The 16,921-nt window shown below is 74.4% G+C and carries 17 protein-coding genes; 8 read left to right on the forward strand and 9 right to left on the reverse strand.

The window, feature by feature from the left end; genetic code table 11:
- The first annotated feature begins 61 nt into the window (after positions 1 to 61).
- The 3 genes from AB0J72_RS49405 (at position 62) to AB0J72_RS49415 (ending at position 2,674) form a co-directional block, all read left to right on the forward strand.
- Positions 62 to 1,210, forward strand: coding sequence for a helix-turn-helix domain-containing protein (locus AB0J72_RS49405; protein ID WP_363413041.1), 1,149 nt, complete (start codon positions 62 to 64; stop codon positions 1,208 to 1,210).
- Positions 1,211 to 1,273: 63 nt separating this feature from the next.
- Positions 1,274 to 2,056, forward strand: a complete 783-nt coding sequence (locus tag AB0J72_RS49410) for a hypothetical protein (protein ID WP_363413043.1) — start codon at positions 1,274 to 1,276, stop codon at positions 2,054 to 2,056.
- A 120-nt stretch (positions 2,057 to 2,176) separates the two neighbouring features.
- Positions 2,177 to 2,674, forward strand: coding sequence for a GNAT family N-acetyltransferase (locus tag AB0J72_RS49415; protein ID WP_363413045.1), 498 nt, complete (start codon positions 2,177 to 2,179; stop codon positions 2,672 to 2,674).
- 118 nt (positions 2,675 to 2,792) lie between these two features.
- Here AB0J72_RS49415 and AB0J72_RS49420 read toward each other — a convergent pair whose 3' ends face one another.
- From AB0J72_RS49420 to AB0J72_RS49445, 6 genes are all read right to left on the reverse strand, one after another.
- Positions 2,793 to 3,092: a hypothetical protein gene (locus AB0J72_RS49420; protein WP_363413047.1), complete on the reverse strand. Its 300-nt coding sequence runs from the start codon at positions 3,090 to 3,092 to the stop codon at positions 2,793 to 2,795.
- Between the two features lie 503 nt (positions 3,093 to 3,595).
- Positions 3,596 to 4,849: a phytase gene (locus tag AB0J72_RS49425; RefSeq protein WP_363413049.1), complete on the reverse strand. Its 1,254-nt coding sequence runs from the start codon at positions 4,847 to 4,849 to the stop codon at positions 3,596 to 3,598.
- 43 nt (positions 4,850 to 4,892) lie between these two features.
- Positions 4,893 to 5,210 carry a DUF3349 domain-containing protein gene (locus tag AB0J72_RS49430; RefSeq protein WP_363413051.1) on the reverse strand — a complete coding sequence of 106 codons (318 nt, stop codon included), beginning with the start codon at positions 5,208 to 5,210 and terminating at the stop codon, positions 4,893 to 4,895.
- Between the two features lie 9 nt (positions 5,211 to 5,219).
- Positions 5,220 to 5,504, reverse strand: a complete 285-nt coding sequence (locus AB0J72_RS49435; RefSeq protein WP_363413053.1) for a hypothetical protein — start codon at positions 5,502 to 5,504, stop codon at positions 5,220 to 5,222.
- Between the two features lie 14 nt (positions 5,505 to 5,518).
- Positions 5,519 to 6,727, reverse strand: a complete 1,209-nt coding sequence (locus tag AB0J72_RS49440; RefSeq protein ID WP_363413055.1) for an inorganic phosphate transporter — start codon at positions 6,725 to 6,727, stop codon at positions 5,519 to 5,521.
- Between the two features lie 137 nt (positions 6,728 to 6,864).
- The gene (locus tag AB0J72_RS49445; protein ID WP_363413057.1) at positions 6,865 to 7,767 is read right to left on the reverse strand and encodes an anti-sigma factor RsbA family regulatory protein; all 903 of its coding nucleotides are present in this window, start codon (positions 7,765 to 7,767) and stop codon (positions 6,865 to 6,867) included.
- A 128-nt stretch (positions 7,768 to 7,895) separates the two neighbouring features.
- Between AB0J72_RS49445 and AB0J72_RS49450 the strand changes: the two genes are divergently transcribed.
- Entirely contained in the window at positions 7,896 to 9,161 is a 1,266-nt protein-coding gene (locus tag AB0J72_RS49450) for an HDOD domain-containing protein (protein ID WP_363413059.1), read from the forward strand.
- Positions 9,162 to 9,170: 9 nt separating this feature from the next.
- Positions 9,171 to 9,917 (forward strand): SDR family oxidoreductase, encoded by a 747-nt coding sequence (locus AB0J72_RS49455; protein ID WP_363413061.1) that lies wholly within the window; start codon positions 9,171 to 9,173, stop codon positions 9,915 to 9,917.
- 12 nt (positions 9,918 to 9,929) lie between these two features.
- Here the strand turns inward: AB0J72_RS49455 and AB0J72_RS49460 are convergent, their stop codons facing one another.
- Both AB0J72_RS49460 and AB0J72_RS49465 read right to left on the reverse strand, forming a co-directional pair.
- Positions 9,930 to 11,138: a globin domain-containing protein gene (locus AB0J72_RS49460; protein WP_363413063.1), complete on the reverse strand. Its 1,209-nt coding sequence runs from the start codon at positions 11,136 to 11,138 to the stop codon at positions 9,930 to 9,932.
- 102 nt (positions 11,139 to 11,240) lie between these two features.
- The gene (locus AB0J72_RS49465; RefSeq protein ID WP_363413064.1) at positions 11,241 to 11,441 is read right to left on the reverse strand and encodes a hypothetical protein; all 201 of its coding nucleotides are present in this window, start codon (positions 11,439 to 11,441) and stop codon (positions 11,241 to 11,243) included.
- Between the two features lie 165 nt (positions 11,442 to 11,606).
- On the opposite strand from AB0J72_RS49465, the gene AB0J72_RS49470 reads away from it, so the two are divergent.
- From AB0J72_RS49470 to pth2, 3 genes are all read left to right on the forward strand, one after another.
- Positions 11,607 to 12,944 (forward strand): SWIM zinc finger family protein, encoded by a 1,338-nt coding sequence (locus tag AB0J72_RS49470; protein WP_363413066.1) that lies wholly within the window; start codon positions 11,607 to 11,609, stop codon positions 12,942 to 12,944.
- A complete protein-coding gene (locus AB0J72_RS49475) occupies positions 12,937 to 15,609 on the forward strand; it encodes a hypothetical protein (protein WP_363413068.1) in 2,673 nt (890 codons plus the stop codon). Before AB0J72_RS49470 ends, AB0J72_RS49475 begins: the two co-directional genes overlap by 8 nt.
- Before the next feature lie 83 nt (positions 15,610 to 15,692).
- Positions 15,693 to 16,046: a peptidyl-tRNA hydrolase Pth2 gene (gene pth2, locus AB0J72_RS49480; protein WP_363413070.1), complete on the forward strand. Its 354-nt coding sequence runs from the start codon at positions 15,693 to 15,695 to the stop codon at positions 16,044 to 16,046.
- 37 nt (positions 16,047 to 16,083) lie between these two features.
- Here pth2 and AB0J72_RS49485 read toward each other — a convergent pair whose 3' ends face one another.
- On the reverse strand, positions 16,084 to 16,920 hold the full coding sequence (locus AB0J72_RS49485) for a carbohydrate ABC transporter permease (protein WP_360564479.1): 837 nt from the start codon (positions 16,918 to 16,920) through the stop codon (positions 16,084 to 16,086).
- Position 16,921 lies beyond the last annotated feature (1 nt).

Consider the following 16,921-nt stretch of genomic DNA (forward strand, 5'->3'; position numbering starts at 1 on the left):
TGTCTGTGCGCACTTGCGGCAATGATTGACGCGCGGGTTTGGGCGATGTGACGATGCCGGCATGCGGGACCTGCACGACCGGATGGCGCCCAGGCTCGCCGGGCTGACCGGTGAGATCGTCGCCGGATGCGCCGCCGACGTGCCGTTCTACCGGGGGCTGCCGGCCGAGGTCCTGGACGGCCCGGTCCGCGAGTCGGTCGGCACCGTCTTGGGCCTTCTGCTGAGGATGCTTCGCGACGAGGAGGCGCTGCGGCCCGGCGACCTGACCTGGGTGGTGGAGCTGTCCGCCCGCCGGGCCCGGGACCACGTCCCGCTGGAGGCGGCGCTCGCGGCGTACCTCATCGGCGCCCGCACCTGGTGGCGCACGCTGTCGGCCGTCGCCGCCCCCGCGGAGCTGCCCGCCGCCGGCGCGCTGCTGCTGGACGGCCTGGCCGGCATGATGCCCGCCGTCGTCGTCGCGCACCTGCAGGCGCAGGAGGACCTGCGGGGCGAGTCGGCGCGGGCCCGGCGGGAGCTGCTCGCCGCGCTGCTGCACGGGCAGCCGTTCCATGTCGTCGCGGCCCTCGCGCAGGACGTCAGGGTCGAGGTCGGGCAGCGGCACACGGTGCTGCTGGTGCGGTTCGCGCCCCGCCCGCCGGACCGGCTCGTGCAGGTCGCCCTCGACGCGCACGCGGGCACGCCCGTCCTCGCCGACCACGTCGCCGGCATCGTGCTGCTGCCCGACGGCGTCACCGCGGCGTCGATGACCGCGGGCCTGGGTGAGGCGCTGTCGAGCACCGTGCTCGCGGCCGCGGCGGCGGCGGACACGCCCGCCGGCATCCCGGCCGCGGCCGCCGAGGCGCGCGAGGTGATGGACCTGGTGACCCGGATCGGCCGCACGTCCGGCGTGTACCGCCTGGACGACGTCCTCGTGGAGTACCAGCTCTCCCGTCCCGGGCCGGGCCTGCGGCGGCTGGCGGCGAAGCTCGACCCGCTGCGCGGGCACCCGTACCTGCTCGACACGCTGCGCAGCTTCGTCGCGCACGGGCACAACCGCCGGCAGACCGCGCTGGACCTGCACATCCACCGCAACACGCTCGACTACCGCCTGCACCGCATCACCACGATGACCGGTCTGGACCCGGCGGTCCCCGAGCACGCCCGCCTGCTGGACGCCGCCCTCACCGCCGCGGCGCTGCACGACCGCCCGCCGGAGACCGGTGCCGGCTGACTTCTTACGAACCGAGGACATCGTGGATCAACCACCCTCAACGCGCCGGCGCCTGCGGGCGGCGTGACGGTGTGGGTGCACGGCGACCGGATCTACAACTTCACCACCGGCGGCAGCGTCCACATCGCCGCCGGCCGGCGCAGCGTGACGTTCCCGTTCCACGTCGGCGCGCCGGACGCCACCTTCACGCTCGACCTGTCGGCGCAGACCCTCGGACACAACCTCACCAAGGTCGCCCAGGTCAAGGTCCGGGCGCTCGACCCGGCCCGGCAGGCGGTCACCGCGTTCCGGGTGAACGCCACCGAGGTCGTCGACGGCGACGCGGTGGACGGCACCGTGGAGCTGCTGCGGCCGGCCCCGCCCGGCGGCATCGCCGTGGCGCTGTGGCCGAACAGCACCTACGAGTACGGCGCGCTGGCCCTCGACGACCTGTGGGTCGTCGTGCCGGCCGGCCGGTCCCAGGCGAAGGTGCGCCTGCGGGCCCGGGCGGAGCGGCCCGTGCTCGCGCAGCCGTCCGCCGACCTCGGCACGTCGCGCGCCTTCGCCGGTGCCGTCGTCGCGCCGGACGCGCTGTCGTTCAACGGCAGCCTGCCGCTCGGGCAGACCGCGCCGTGGCTGCTCGGCGTGGGCCGGGCGGCGCACCCGGCCGGCGCCGTCGTGACGCTCAGCAGCGACATGCCGGGCGTGAGCGTGCCCGCGACGGTGACCGTGCCGGCGGACCGGGCGACGGCCTGGTTCCCGGTCGCGGTCGCCGCGGACATCGCGCCGTGGACCACCGTCACCGTCACCGCCAGCTGGAACGGCACGACCGTGAGCACCGTCTTCTTCACCTACCCACCTGCCTGAAGCACGCGACCTGAGCACGCAACGGGGGCGGCGGGGCACGGCCGGACGGGCAGACCCCGCCGCGGGATTCGCGCACATCGGCGGCACGCCCGGCGCCGCGGCGCCGGGTAGCGTGAACGGATGCTGACGACACGTGTCGGGGGACCGCTGGACGCGCCGGTCGTCGCCCGGCTGTGGGCCGCCGCGGACGCCGCCCGCCGCGCCGCTGCCGGGGCCGGGCACCAGACCGAGGCAACGGCGGAGGCGAGGACCCTGCGGATGCTGGCGGGAACCGGGTCGCTGCTGGTGGTGGCGGAGGCAGAGGGTGAGCCGGCCGCGATGACCGTGGTCGTGCAGGCCCTCGCGCGGGACGGCGCCGGCGACCCGATCCCGGGGCTGGCCCACGTCACGATGGTCGCCGTCGACCCGTCCCGCTGGGGGCTCGGCCTCGGCGCCGCCGTCGTCACCCGCGCGCAGGCCGAGGCCCGCGGGCTCGGCTACACCCAGGCGCAGCTGTGGACGCAGCAGAGCAACGCGCGGGCCGACCGCCTGTACCGCCGCCTCGGCTGGACCCTGTCGGGCCGCACCACCACCGACGAGCACGGCGAACCGATCCGCCACTACATCCGGGCGCTCTGACACCACCGTGAGGCCGAAGCCTCGAAGTGCACCGGGACCGCGATCGTCGAAGAACGCCGTCATCCACGCACTGGAACGGTTCGCCGGCGAGGATGTCCAGACCGTCGTCGCGGCAGCGTCAGGCGTCGGTGTCGGCGGCTCGGACGCGACGCCGATCGACCACGGTCACGTCGACGTCGCTCGGCAGGGTGAGGTCTCCGGAGGGGTCGGACAGCAGTTCGGCCGGGTCGAGGGGCAGCCGCGCGTGGGGACCGAAGTACGCGCCGTCAAGGTGGGCGAGGACCTCGGTGCCGTGTTCCTCGGTTTCGTCGAGCACCTGCAGCTGCGGGGGTGGATATCGCCAGTCGGCCCACTGCCGGTAATGCCGCCCGTCCCGCCAGACATCCGCGACGACCGCGGTGCACAGGGCCGTCACCATGGCCAGACCCGTGCCTGCCGGGCATGGCCCGGGACCGAAGAATGCGGTCAACGCCTCGGCCACCCACGGCTCCCGCTGTGGCCGAATCCGATCGACGGAAAGACCCACGCCGTTGTCCCGCACGGAGAACACCAGGTCCGATTCGATCACGACATCGACCCGGGAGACCAGGCTCTGAGGATCGGCCGCGGCCTGGTGGACCGCCCAACGCAGAACCTGTCCGGGGAGCGCCGGGTCGTGCCGATCGACCCCGAAGTACATCAGCGGACGGCTACGCACGGCCATCAATTCGGCCAGACAGTGATGCCACTGGCCGTCAACTGACGTCCGTCGTGACTGGTCATCACAACATCATCCCCGATCAAACACGCCACTCGCTGCGTCGCGGCGGCGGAAGTGTCCTCGCGGGGCGTCGAAGGGGCAGCCGGTGGGGTGGCCGGCGAGAGGACCTCCAGGGGACCGGTGAGGCCGGCGGGCTGGAGGTCCTCGTGGTCATGGCCGGGTCAGCGCTGGCGCAGGAAGCCGGCGTCGAGGAACTTGAAGTTGGTGCTCTCCCGGTCGCCGGACACCGGCGTGTCCGAGCCGTCGTGCACGACGAGCAGGCCGTGCGGGAAGCCGGGCAGCGGGGTCGCGGTCACGGCGGCGCCGTCGCAGCCTTCGGAGCCGTCGGTGCGGGCGCCGGAGACGACCGCGAAGTGGCCGGTCGGGCGCAGGGTCAGCCGGTCGTAGGTGTAGAAGGTGTCGTCGCCCTGGCTCGACACGAGCAGGGTGCCGGTGAGCGCGCCGGTCTGCAGGATGGTGAGGCCCTCGACGTCCGCGGCGATGCGGCCGCCGTAGCCGGGGTCGGCGGCGTAGTCGACGACGCAGTCGTCCTCGGCCTCGTCGAACCGGGCCGGGACGCCGAACTCGCGGGTCCGCTCCACGGACTGCGGCGCGCCGCGGAACCGGCCGCCCCACACCGGGATCCGCCACAGGCCGACGGTCTCCTGCGCCAGGTACGCGATCCGGGTCGTCGGGTCCACGACGCTGCCCTCCACCTGCGGGCCGTCGCCGGGGTCGGCGCACGGCGACCAGGCCGAGCCGTCCGGCAGCCGGAACGTCGACGGCAGCGTCAGCAGGTCCACCCGCCGGTAGGTGACGGTGCCGCCGGTCGCGACGAGCTGGAACAGGCCGACCTCGGCGGTGCTGCGGCGGCTGACGACGGCGTACGCGGTGCCGTCGAAGTCGCGGAACGTGGCCAGGCCGTAGGCGGTGCGCTGCTCGTTGACCTGCGCCTGGTCGGTGCTGAACGCGAACGGCACGCCGGGCGCGGTCACGTCGGTGAGGGTGCCGGTGGCCGGGTCGATGCGGTAGAAGCGTAGCTGGTCGCGGCCCCGGTCGGTGACGACGGCCAGGTCGGTGGTGCGGCCGCCGAGCCGGAACCCGGGCACCAGGTCGACGTTGTTGAACCGGCCGGCGGCGTCGTCCTCGCCGGGCGCGGGCGGGGTGGCGATCGCCTGCCGTTCGCGGCCCGCGAGGTCGTATACGCGAAGACCACCGTTCTTGGCGGTGGCCAGCACCCGGCTCGCGCCGCGGTCGCGCTCGTTGACCCAGATGGCCGGGTCGTCGGCGTCGGCGTCGCCGCCGGCCTCGTCGTCGTAGAGGGGCGGGGTCTCCACGGCCGCGGTCACCGTCTTCAGGGACGGCGCCGCGTGGGCGGCCGTGGGGACCAGCAGCAGCGGCACCGCGGCCGCCGCCAGGACAATGAGTCGTCGCATCCGCTGAAGCTATGGCGCGCGTCGATCCGCCAGGTGAACACGCTCAGTCTGCCGGCGGATCCGCCAGTGGCCAGCCGACGGCGGCCAGGCGCGCCGACACCCGGGCGACGTCCTCGGCGGACGCCGCCTGCAGCACGGAGTCGTTGATCATGCTCTCGATGTCGGCGGTGCCGATCGGGTCGGCGGTGCGCTGCGACTCCTCGGCGAGCGCCCGGGCGATCCTGTGGATCTCGTCGTCGGTCAGCTTGCGGCGCAGCAGCCCGAGCAGCGCGACGTAGTCCTGGCGGGGCACGCCGGACGGGTAGCCGGCCCGCAGCCACTCCACGGTGCGGGTCAGGAAGTTCGAGCTGGGCTCACCCATGGTGTCCTCTCACTTGTCCACGACGGTCGGGTAGACGTGCTCGAAGCTGAGCTCCTTGCCGAAGCCCGACGCGACGATGAACGTGATGCCCAGCGCGACGCCGAGCAGCACGACCGCGAAGCAGAGGTAGCCGCCGGCGGTGCCCAGCGGGCGCGGTGCCCGGCCCGGGCCGCCCGCGCCGTACGCGAGCGACCGCACGCCGAGCGCGAACAGGGCCGGCAGGCCGGCGCCCAGGATCAGGCCGGCCAGCAGGACCCGCCAGGCCGCCTCGAGCGCGAATCCGAGGTTGTGCATCTCGCGGTCCTCTCTCAGCGGTCCGCGTCGGCGAGCTCGCGCCGGACGTCCCAGTCGTCGTTGACGTTGGTGTGGTCGACCGGCGCCCGGCGGGACCGCAGGTACATGAACGCGGCGGCGGCGAGGAGGAGCACGAAGATGGTGACCGCGCCGGCGAGGCCGCCGATGCCGTTGCCGAGCCACCACATGAGCGCGCCGACGACCGCGGCGGCGGGCAGCGTGATGAGCCAGGCCGCGACCATCCGCCCGGCCACCGCCCAGCGCACCAGCGCGCCGGGCCGCCCGACGCCGCTGCCGAGGATCGAACCGGTCGCGACGTGGGTGGTCGACAGCGCGAACCCGAGATGGCTGGAGGCCAGGATGACCGCCGCGGACGCGGACTCGGCGGCGAGCCCCTGCGGCGGGGAGATCTCGACCAGGCCCTTGCCGACGGTACGGATGATGCGCCAGCCGCCGAGAGCGGTGCCGAGCGCGATCGCCAGCGCGCAGGCGGCCTTGACCCAGAACGGGATGTTCGTCGTGTCCGTCCACGCCCCCGTCGCGATCAGCGCCAGGGTGATGACCCCCATGGTCTTCTGGGCGTCGTTGGTGCCGTGGGCGAGCGAGACCAGCGAGGCGCTGCCGATCTGCCCCCAGCGGAAGCCGTTGTCGGTGAAGCGCTGGTCGACGCCGGTGGTGATCCGGTAGATCAGCCAGGTGCCGGTGGCGGCGACGGCCCCGGCGATCACCGGCGACATGACGGCCGGCAGGACGACCTTGCCGATGACACCGTCGAGCTTGCTGCCGTCGCCGTTCCAGTTGACGCCGGACCAGCCGAGCCCGGCGATCGTGGCGCCGATGAGCCCGCCGAAGAGCGCGTGCGACGAGCTGGACGGCAGGCCGAGCAGCCAGGTCAGCAGGTTCCACACGATGCCGCCGACCAGCCCGGCCAGGATGATCAGCAGCAGCGCGGCGCCGCCGTCGGCGACGAGGTCCTGTTTCGGTGTGCCGTTGGAGTTCTGGATCTTCACGACCGCGTTGCTCACGGTCAGGGCGACCTCGACGGACAGGAACGCACCGACCAGGTTCAGGACGCCGGACAGGAGCACCGCGACCTTCGGCCGCAGGGCACGGGTGGCGATGGAGGTCGCCATCGCGTTGGCGGTGTCGTGGAACCCGTTCGTGAAGTCGAACCCGAGCGCCGTCACGATCACCAGAACGAGGACCACGGTGGTTTCGGTCACACTCTCGATCGTCACGCCGCCCGGTGCGCCCCACCACGAAAGAAGCCCTGCTCAGGCGGGATTTCGCTTCCAGTTTCCCGCCCGGTCACCTCCGGGTGCGACAGCCCGGTCAGCTACGAGTGCGACAGCCCGGTCGCCTACGGGTGTGACAGCATGAACCGCACCCGGGTCCAACCGTCGTGGTGGGTGACGGCGAACGCCTCGGACAGCTGCTGGGCGATCCACATGCCGCGGCCGCCGAGCAGCCGGTCGTCCGGCGGGCGGTAGCCGGCGAGCGGGTCGGACGGGCCGGGCCCGTCGTCGCCGACCTCGCAGACCATGCCCTGCGGCGTGACCCAGACCCGCACCTCGCGGCGGGCGCCCCCGTACAGCACGGCGTTGGCGGCGATCTCGCTGGTGACCAGCAGCAGCTCGTCGAGCCGGTCGGTGCCGGCCCAGCCGTGCGCGGTGGCGATCCGGCCGACGAGGTGGCGGGCCTCGGCCACGCTGTCGCCGAGGGGCGTCACCGCGGCGGGCGGGCCGTCCACGGGCGGGACCGGCTCGGGCACCGCGCCGAGGAACTCCGCCGGCGGCCGGTACGTGTCGCTGCCGGGATGGGTGCGCCGGGCGTCGGCGAGCACCTCGTGCGGCAGCACGCGCGTGTCATACGGGCAGACGATCCAGGCCGGGGCGTCGGCGAGCACCTCGTTGACCGCCGACTCGAACCGCGCCCAGGTCACGTGCCGCGCCGGCGGCCCGGATCCGGCCTCGCCGATGATCCGGACCGCGTCGTGCCCGCGGCTGGCCGCGTCGGCGAGCAGCTTCCGCCAGCCGGCGACGGTGCTCGCCGGCCGCCGGAAGCAGCCGTCGCGGTCCATGAACGTCACCCTGGCGGCGTCGCGGCCGAGCGCGTCGCGCAGCAGGTCCGCATTGGCGTCGGTGACGGCCGCGACGACGGCGTGGTCGCTGCGCAGGCCGTCGCGGACGAACGGCACGAGCCCGCCGGTGAACCCCTCGTCGGTGTCGTAGAAGAACGCGTCGTGGGTCAGCGACGCCCGCATCCCCACCACCCCGCCTTTCGACCTCCGGCCTGCCGGCCTCCACCGTACCCCTGCCGTCACTCGCCGAAGGTGAGGGTATATATGCCGTTCAGCACCATTCGACCTGGTTTTGGGTAGATCATGGCGGGGTGAGGGAGCGCACGGGGGCATTCAGGGGACCGGACACCGATCATGTCGTGCACGTCGCCCGGCAGCCGATCTACGACCGGGACGGCGTCATGGTCGCCGGCGAGCTGCTGTTCCGGGCCCGGACGACCGCGACGGGCGCCGACCGCAGCGACTCCGTCGCCACCGCCCGCGTGCTGGTCGCGGCGTTCACCGAGTTCGGGATCAGGGAGCTGACCGGCGACCGGCTGTGCTTCGTCAACCTGACCCGCGACTTCCTCACCGGCCGCCTGCCGCTGCCGTTCGACGGCAGCCAGGCCGTCCTGGAGATCCTGGAGTCCACCACCGTCGACGACGAGGTCGTCGACGGCGTCACCGCGCTCGTCGAGCAGGGGTACACCGTCGCCCTCGACGACTTCGTGCCCGGCGGCGGCCACGAGCCGCTGCTGCCCCTCGCCACCTACGTGAAGATCGACATGCTGCACGCGTCGGAGCCCGAGGTCCGCGCCGCCGTCGCCGAGTGCCGCCGCTTCGGGCACCTGCGGCTGGTCGCCGAGCGCCTGGAGACCCCCGACGCGCTGCGCCTGGCGTTCACGCTCGGGTTCGAGCTCTTCCAGGGCAACATCCTGGGCCGCCCGCACATCAACTCGACGGTCACGCTCGCCCCGGCGCGGCTGACCCGGCTGCGGATGCTGCAGGCGCTCACCGCCGAGGACGCCGACATCGACGAGATCGCCGCGCTCGTCGCCGAGGACGCGGCGCTCACGCTGCGGCTGCTGCGCGCCACCAACTCCGCCGCGCTCGGGCTCAACCGGACCGTGTCGTCGGTCCGCGACACCGTCGTCGTGCTCGGCCTCGACCGGATCCGGCAGTGGGTGACCCTCATGCTCGTCGCCGACCTCACCGAGGCCGACCCCGAGCAGCTCAGCGACGTCCTCGTCCGGGCCCGGTTCAGCCAGTTCCTGGCCGGCACCGCGGGGGTGCCCGGCGACGTCGCGTACATCGGCGGGCTGCTCTCGGCGCTCGCCGACCTCTACGACGAGCCCGCCGACCGCATGGTGCACGGGCTGCCGCTGGACCCGGTCCTCGTCGACGCCCTCACCACCGGCCGCGGCCCGCTCGGCGACGTGCTCGCCACGGCCCGCGCGTACATGACCCCGTCCGCGGAGATGCCCCCGGCCGGCAGCCTGCCCACCCAGACGACCGGCACCGAGGACATGGCCATGGCCTACCTGTCGGCCGTGCGCTCCACCAACGCCACCCTCGCCGAGCTGACCGCCGACGTGTAGGTTCACGCCGTGACGGCAGCGGGTGTGGTACTGGTGACCGGCGCGTCCCGCGGCCTGGGCGCGACGATCGCCCGGACGCTCGCGGCCGGCAGCTGGGCCGTCGCGGTCAACTACCGGCACGGCGCCGCACCCGCCGCGGCGGTCGTCGCGGACATCCGCGCCGCCGGCGGCACCGCCGAGGCCTTCGAGGCCGACGTCACCGACGAGTCCTCCGTCGCCGCGCTCGTCGCGGCCGTCACCGCCCGGCTCGGCCCGGTCACCGCCGTCGTCGCCAACGCCACCGGTCCGCAGCCCACGGTCCCCGTCGAGGACCTCACCTGGGACGACCACCTCGGCCAGCTGCTGTTCTTCGTGAAGAGCCCGACCCTGCTCGTCCAGGCCGCCCTGCCCGCGATGCGCGCCGCCGGCCGCGGCCGGGTCGTGCTGGTCGGCTCCGACATGGTCGACCGCGCCCTGCCCGGCTGGTCCGCGTACGTGGCGGCGAAGGCGGCCCAGGTCGGTCTGGCCCGCACCTGGGCCCGCGAGCTCGGCCCGCACGGCATCACCGTCAACGTCGTCGCCCCCGGCTGGATCCCCGTCGAACGCCACGCCGACGTGCCCTCCACGGCGCTGGACTCGTACGCCGCCGAGGTCCCGCTGCGGCGCATCGGCCACCCGTCCGACGTCGCCGGCGCGGTGCGTTTCCTGCTCTCGGACGAGGGCGCCTTCATCACCGGCGACCGCCTGACCGTCAACGGCGGCCACACCATCGGCTGACCTCCGCGAAGGTCATTCGGTGTCGGCCTGCCACAGGTCGGGGCCGAACATCTCGTACTGGATGTCGCGGGCCGGCACGCCGCGGTCGATCAGCTGGCTGCGCACGCTCTGCAGGAACGGCAGCGGGCCGCACAGGTAGAAGACGGCGCCGTCGGGCAGCGGGATCCGCGAGACGTCCATCATGCCGGCCGAGACGCCCGCGCCCGGCAGGTCGGTGTGCGGGCCCTGCTCGTACCACACGTGCAGCACCGACGAGGGCAGGCGGGACAGGTCCCCGGCGACCTGCCGGCGCAGCGGGAAGGACTCTTCGTCGGTGTCGGCGTGCAGCAGGGTGACGTGCATGCGGGAGCCGGCGGCGACGAGGTGGGAGAGCATGCCGGCCATCGGGGTGATGCCGATGCCGGCGCTGGCGAAGACGACCGGCCGGCCGGAGTCGTCCAGGACCACGTCGCCGTAGGGGACGCTCATGGCGATCTCGTCGCCGACCTGGACGCCGTCGTGCAGGAGGTTGGACACCTCGCCGTCGGGCTTACCGCCGCCGTGGACCCGCTTGACCGCGAAGTAGCGGTGCTCGCCGTCGTCGGCGCGGGTCAGGCTGTACTGGCGCGGCTGGCGCACGCCGTCGGGCATGCGGAGGTTGACGCTGACGTACTGCCCCGGCAGCGACGTCCTGACGGGCCGGTCGTCGGTGCGGCGCAGCACGAAGCCCATGACGTCGGCGGTCTCGCGGTACTTGCCGGCGACCCGCCACTGCCGCCACACCCGCTCGGGGGTGACGCCGCGGGCGCTGTACAGGCCGCGCTCCTGGTTGATCAGGGCGTAGGCCATCAGCCAGTACACCTCGTCCCAGGCCGCCGCCACGTCCGGGGTGACGGCATCGCCGAGGACGTCGCCGATCGCCCACATCAGGTGCTCGTGCACGATGCCGTACTGCTCGGGCCGGATGCCCAGCGACGCGTGCTTGTGCGAGATACGCGTCAGCAGCCGGCCCGGCGGCCGCAGCGGGTCCTCCAGCAGCGTCGAGGCGAACACCGCCACCGACCCCGCCAGGGCCTTGGGCTGCGAGCCCTCCGCCTGGTTGCCGCGATTGAACAGCCCGTCCTCCAGGTCCGGCCGGGCGGCGAACATGTGGGCGTAGAAGCGGTCCGCGATCTCCCCGATGTGCTGGCCGACGACGGGAAGCGTGGCCTGCACGACCGGCCGGGCCTGGTTCGACAACACCGCTGCGTTCTCACCGGTTCGCGGAGGGCCAAACCTGCTCGGCGCCGGCAGCCGCCGCCTCGGCGCGGGGTCTGACGGAACTCCGCCGATCAGCTGGTGTGGTCACCTTCGCTCGAGGGCGACGACCGCGTCGAGGAGGCCGTGCAGGCCGAGTTCGTAGCGGTCGGCGTCCACCCGTTCGAACAGGAGCTCGTCGAGCGGCACGCCGGCGGACTGCTCCGGGCGTCCGGCGATCTCGAGTTCGGCCAGGACGACGAGTTTGAGCCCGTGCAGGAACGTCGGCTCGCTGTACAGAGCTGTCATCGCGGTTGTCATCGCGCCTCCGATGTCGGCTCGGAGCGTGGATGGAAGCACCGCCCACCCGACAAGCGTTCTCCGCGGGCGTCACACCGGCGCTCACCCGGAGGGATGAAACGGGCTCCCGGCGGGGGACAGCGGGCGGGGGCGGGGCGTGGCAGGATGCCCAGCGTGCCGGAGACCTCTGTCGACACGCAGGTGTACCCGCGGCCGTCCGGGCTCGCCGGCGGTCACCTGGCCCTCGCCACCTCCACGCCGGAGCGGATCCGGGAGCAGACGTTCTACGCCGGGTTCGTCCGCACGCCGCGGGTCGTCGCCGGCGGCCTGCTCGCCCTCGCCGACATCGCCGGCGCCGACTTCCGTCCGGCCCGCACCGGCCGCGGCCGCGACCCGGTGGTCACCGGCGACGGCGAGCGGCTGCGGCTCGAGGCGCTGTCGACGTGCGGCGGCGTGTACGGGCGGCTCGACCTCGACCCCGCCGAGCTGCAGGACGCGCCGGTCGGGCGCGGCACCACCAACGTCGACGTGAACCCGCCGCTCTACCAGGCGCTGACCCGGGTCGGCGGGCAGGACCCGCTGCGGCTGTCCGTCGGCGCCGACGAGCTGTCCGTCGGCACCCTCGACGGCAGGATCGTCGAGAAGCGGGTGCCGCTGCCGGCCCGGTGGCTGCGCGGGCTCGCCGAGGTCGCGGCGCACGCGCTGCCGCTGGACGCGCGGCTCCAGCTGCCCGCCGGGCGGGCCGTCACGCTGCTGGCCGAGGTGTCTGCGCGGAGCCGCCAGGTCCGCTGGCTCATGCCGGCCGGGCCGGGCTGGCGGTTCACGACCCGGCCGGCACCCGGGGCGGTGTGCGTCGCCGACGGGTTCCGGCTCGCGCCGCTGCGCCCGCTGCTGCCGCTCGCGCGCACCCTCACCCTGTACTCGCCGCCGGCCACCGGCGCGCCCGCCCAGGTCAGCGGCTGGGTGCTGGACTTCGGCACGGCCCGCTTCACGCTGCTGCTGTCGACCGCGACCCAGCACGGCTTCGCCGGCGACGGGCGGCTCCTGGCCGACCTGGGCGGCGGGGGAGACCCGGCCGGGGACGCCGAGACCCTTGACGGGCTGCTCGCCGCCAACCCCGTCCTCGACCGCCCGGCGGTCGCCGACCGCACCGGCTGGGACCGGTCCCGGGTCACCGCCGCGCTCGCCGCCCTCGCCACCGCCGGTCAGGTCGGCTACGACGTCACGGCGGCCTCCTCGTTCCACCGGCCGCTGCCCTACCGGGCGGACCTCGTCGCCGCGCTGCACCCGCGGCTCGCCGCCGCCCGGATGCTCGCCACGGCGGGCCAGGTCGTGGCCACCGCCGACGGCTTCGAGGTCGTCTCCGGCGAACGCACGTACCTCGTCCACCGGCGCGGCGACGAGCACGCGTGCACCTGCGCCTGGTGGGCGGAGCATCAGGGCCGCCGCGGGCCGTGCAAGCACGTCGTCGCGGCCGTCATCACCGAGCGGACGGGGGAACGGGATGCGTGAGGTGTTCGCGCGGATCGAGGACGGCGACCTCGATGCGCTGGCCGAGGTCCTCGCCGGGCTGTCCGCCGGGGACCGGGCCGCTCTCCTGCCGCTGCTGGACGCCTACACCCCGCCGCCGGTGCTGCCGGAGCCGGTACCAGAGCCGGAACCGGAACCGGAACCGAACCCCGGCGTCATCGTCCTGCGCGCCTTTGCGGGCGGGCCGGCGACGCCGCGGCGGCTCGTGGCGACGGCCATGTTCACAGGGCCGGACGGCGAGGACGTGGTGCTGGACAAGGAGGCCGTGTGGCGGCAGGAGCAGGCGCGCCGCAACCGCGGCAACATCTGGTTCCTGCGGCACCAGGCCGAAGCGGCCGCTCGGAAGCGCAACGAGCAGCGGTACGCCGCCCACTCCCTCGCCGTCGTCGCCTGCGTGGGCGCCGCCGACGCGGTCAAGCGGCTGCACGCGCCGTGGACGACCGGCCGGCCGCCGTACCTCGCGCCGGACGCCCTGCCCCACCTGCTGCGGCTGCGCGGCGCCGACTGGTGCGCGACCCTCGGCCGCGGCATGCTGCGCCGGTCGCGGTCCCGCGCGGTGGAGACCCTGTGGCCGTTCACGGAGGCGCTGCTGCGGGCTGTCGGTGCGCCACCGCCCGAGGAGCCCGCCGCCGTCGCCTGCTACGTCCGGATGCGGCGCGACGGGCAGCTCGCCGAGTTCCTCGCCGCGGACCCGTGGTTCGACCGGATGCTGCCGTACCTGTTCGACGAGGTCCAGGTCGCCACCGCGTTCGCCGGCCAGTCGGGCTGGCCGGAGGCGCTGCTGGAGCTGGCCGCGACCGGCCGGGTCGAGCGGGGCACCGTGATCGCCGGGTGCCTGCGCCGCCTGCGCGCCGGCGGCCGGCCGGGGATCCTGCAGCCGTTCCTCGCCATGCTCAAGCAGCTCGCCCCGGCCGCCGGTGAGCTCGCCGGGCACCGGCAGGAGCTGACGGGGCTGCTCGGCGCGCCGCTGTCGACGGTCGCGGACTGGGCGTACACGTCGCTGCGGGCGCTGCACGACGAAGCGCCTCTCGACCCGGCGACCCTCACCGAGATCACCGCCGGCATGCTCAGCCGGCCGGAGAAGAAGCTGGTCCGCGCCCACCTCGGCTGGCTGCGGCAGCTGCCGCTCGACGACCTCCTCGACGGTCTGGTGGCCGGCCTGCACCACCCGGTGGCGGAGCTCGCCGGGCGCACCCTCGACCTGATCGAGCCGCGGCTGCCGCACCTGCCGGCCGCCGCCCGCGACCGCCTCCGCGACGAGGTGCCGGCGCTCGACGGTGCCGTCGGGCAGCGCCTGGCCGCGCTGCTCGGCACGGCGGCACCCCCGCCGCCGCCCGTCCCGGTCCTCGTCGTGGCGCTGCCGGCGGAGTTCCCGGCGCCGCTGGACCTCGGCGCCCTGGCCGGCGAGCTCGCCACCACCCTGCGCCACGGCGACGAGGACCCGGTCCGGCACGAGCTCATGCTCGACGGGCTGCTGCGCGCCGCCCGCGGCGACCGGGCCGCCGCCGCCCGGGTCCTCGCCGCCGTCATGCCGCAGTGGGCCGGCCCGTGGGCCGACCTGATCGCCGCCGCGACCGGGTTGACGGCGCCGCCACCGTACGAGAGCCCGTTCGCCCACCTGTACGTCACCACGCTCGGCACGTTCGTCGAGCGCCGGTCCGTCGAGCTCGCCGCGCGACTGGCCACCGACCCGCCGCCGGCACTGCTCGCCACGCCGGCCACGGTCGCGGGGCACGTCGACCCCGATCGGGTCCTGTCGCTGCTGCGCCAGGCCGACCGCGACGGCTGGCAGCCCGGCCCCGCCGACCTGACCCAGGCGCTGCTGCGGCTGCCGCGGACCGTCGACGCCACGGTCGTCGAGGGTGCCGCGCGGCTCGCCTCGCCCGCGGGCCGCCGGTTCGCGGACCACCTCCGCACGGCCGCGGCCGAACCGCGGACCTGGGTCGAGGAGGTGCCGGGCCAGGCGTACCACTCCGGCCGCCGGATCGCGATGCTGGACGCGGCGGGGCTGCCGGCCGACGTCGCCGACCCGCGCACCGCGGCACAGCGCGTCGCCGCCGTCCACCACCAGCCGCGCCTGGCCCTGTGGCCGATGGTCACGCCGTCGCACCGGGAGGTGGCGGCCGCGCACATCCAGCCGTACCTCGTCACCCCGCACGGCAGCCCCGGCACCACGTTCCTCGAGGGGCTCACCGCCGCCGACGGCCCGCCCGGCCCGGCGATGTCGCTGGTCCTCGCGTACCTGTTCGGCTCGTCGCGGCAGGAGATGCGGCTCGCCGCGGCCGACGCGCTGATCACCCTCGCCGCCCGGCCCGGCTGGGACAGTACCGTGACCGGCGAGCAGATCGGCGCCCTGTCGAGCGACGAACGGATCGTGCTGCAGCGCACCGTCCAGCCGCTCACCGAGGCGTTCAAGGCCGGCGCGCACACCGCCGTGTGGCAGGCGACGTCGGCGGCGCTGCCGGCACTGCTCGCCGCCGCCGCCCGCCCCGGCCTCGCCGACCTGCTGACCCTGGCCGCCGACGCCTGCCCGGCCGGCACCCGCCTGGACCTGCCGGAGCTGCCCGCCCTCGCGGCCCGCCCCGGCCGCAGCCGCCTGGCCGAGTCCGCCCGCCGCCTCGCCGCCCTGGTGGCGAGCGACCGCTGACCTGCCCAGGTGCGTGCGCCTGCCGACCTGCCCGGGGGTGTGCGCCTGCTGGCGGACCTGACCACGCATTAACATCGCTGGTCGTGAAGACCGAACCGAAGATGGTCCTTGTCGTGCGCACCGACCTCGGCATGGGCCGGGGCAAGATCGCGGCGCAGGTCGCGCACGCGGCCGTGTCCGCGGTGCTGCAGGGGCCGCACGGGGCGGTGTTCGAGGCGTGGCTGCAGGCGGGGCAGCCGAAGGTCGTGCTGAAGGTCGCCGGGGCGGCGGAGCTCGCCGAGCTGTGCGGGCACGCCGTCGATGCGGGCCTGCCGGTGCAGGTCATCCACGACGCGGGACGCACGCAGGTGGCCGCGGGCACGGCCACCTGCTGCGCCATCGGCCCCGCCCTCCCGGCCGACGTCGACCCGGTGACGGCGGTGCTGAGCCTGCTGTGACGGTCCACTGTGGACCCGGATGCCCCGCGGCGGGACTTCAGCCCTTGACGCCGCTGCTGGCGACGCTGCGAACGAAGTACCGCTGGAAGACGATGAACACGATCGCCACCGGGATGATGGTGAGGATCGAGCCGGCCATCATCACCGGGTAGTCGAAGCTCTGCCCGCCCGCGCCGCCGCGGCCCAGCGTCGACAGGCCGAAGGGCAGCGTCCAGTGCGAGGGGCTGGCCCGCACCACGATGAGCGGCATCAGGAACTCGTTCCACACCCCTTGGAACGACAGGATCGTCAGCGTCAGCAGCGCGGGCCGCGCCAGCGGCAGCACCACGTGCCAGTAGGCCTGGAAGATCGAGGCGCCGTCGATGCGGGCCGCCTCCTCCAGTTCCTTGGGCAGCTCGGCGAAGAACTGGCGCATCAGGAAGATCCCCATGGCGTCGACCGCGAGCGGCAGGATGAGGCCGGTGTACGAGTTGAGCAGGCTCAGCTCCTTCAGCACCAGGAACCGCGGCACGGTCAGCACGATCGGCGGCACCGCGAGCACCGCGATGATGCCGGCGAAGAGGACGCCGCGGCCGCGGAAGTGCAGCCGGGCCAGGGCATAGCCGGCGAGGGAGTCGATGAAGACCCGCCCGAGGGTCGCGGCGACCGTGACGAGGATCGAGTTGAAGGTCCACAGCGGAAAGTCGCTGTGGACGAGCACGTCCGACCACGCCCGCAGGTCGAAGGAGCGCGGCCACGGCGACACCGGATGCGTGGCGACCTCGGGCCGCGACTTGAACGACGTGCCCAGCGACAGCACGAACGGGTAGATGAACACGACGGCGAAGCCGAGCAGCAGCGCGTACCGCAGCACACGGCGCAACGAGAACGGCATG

The sequence above is a fragment of the Dactylosporangium sp. NPDC049742 genome (assembly GCF_040674675.1).
Taxonomy (GTDB): domain Bacteria; phylum Actinomycetota; class Actinomycetes; order Mycobacteriales; family Micromonosporaceae; genus Dactylosporangium; species Dactylosporangium maewongense.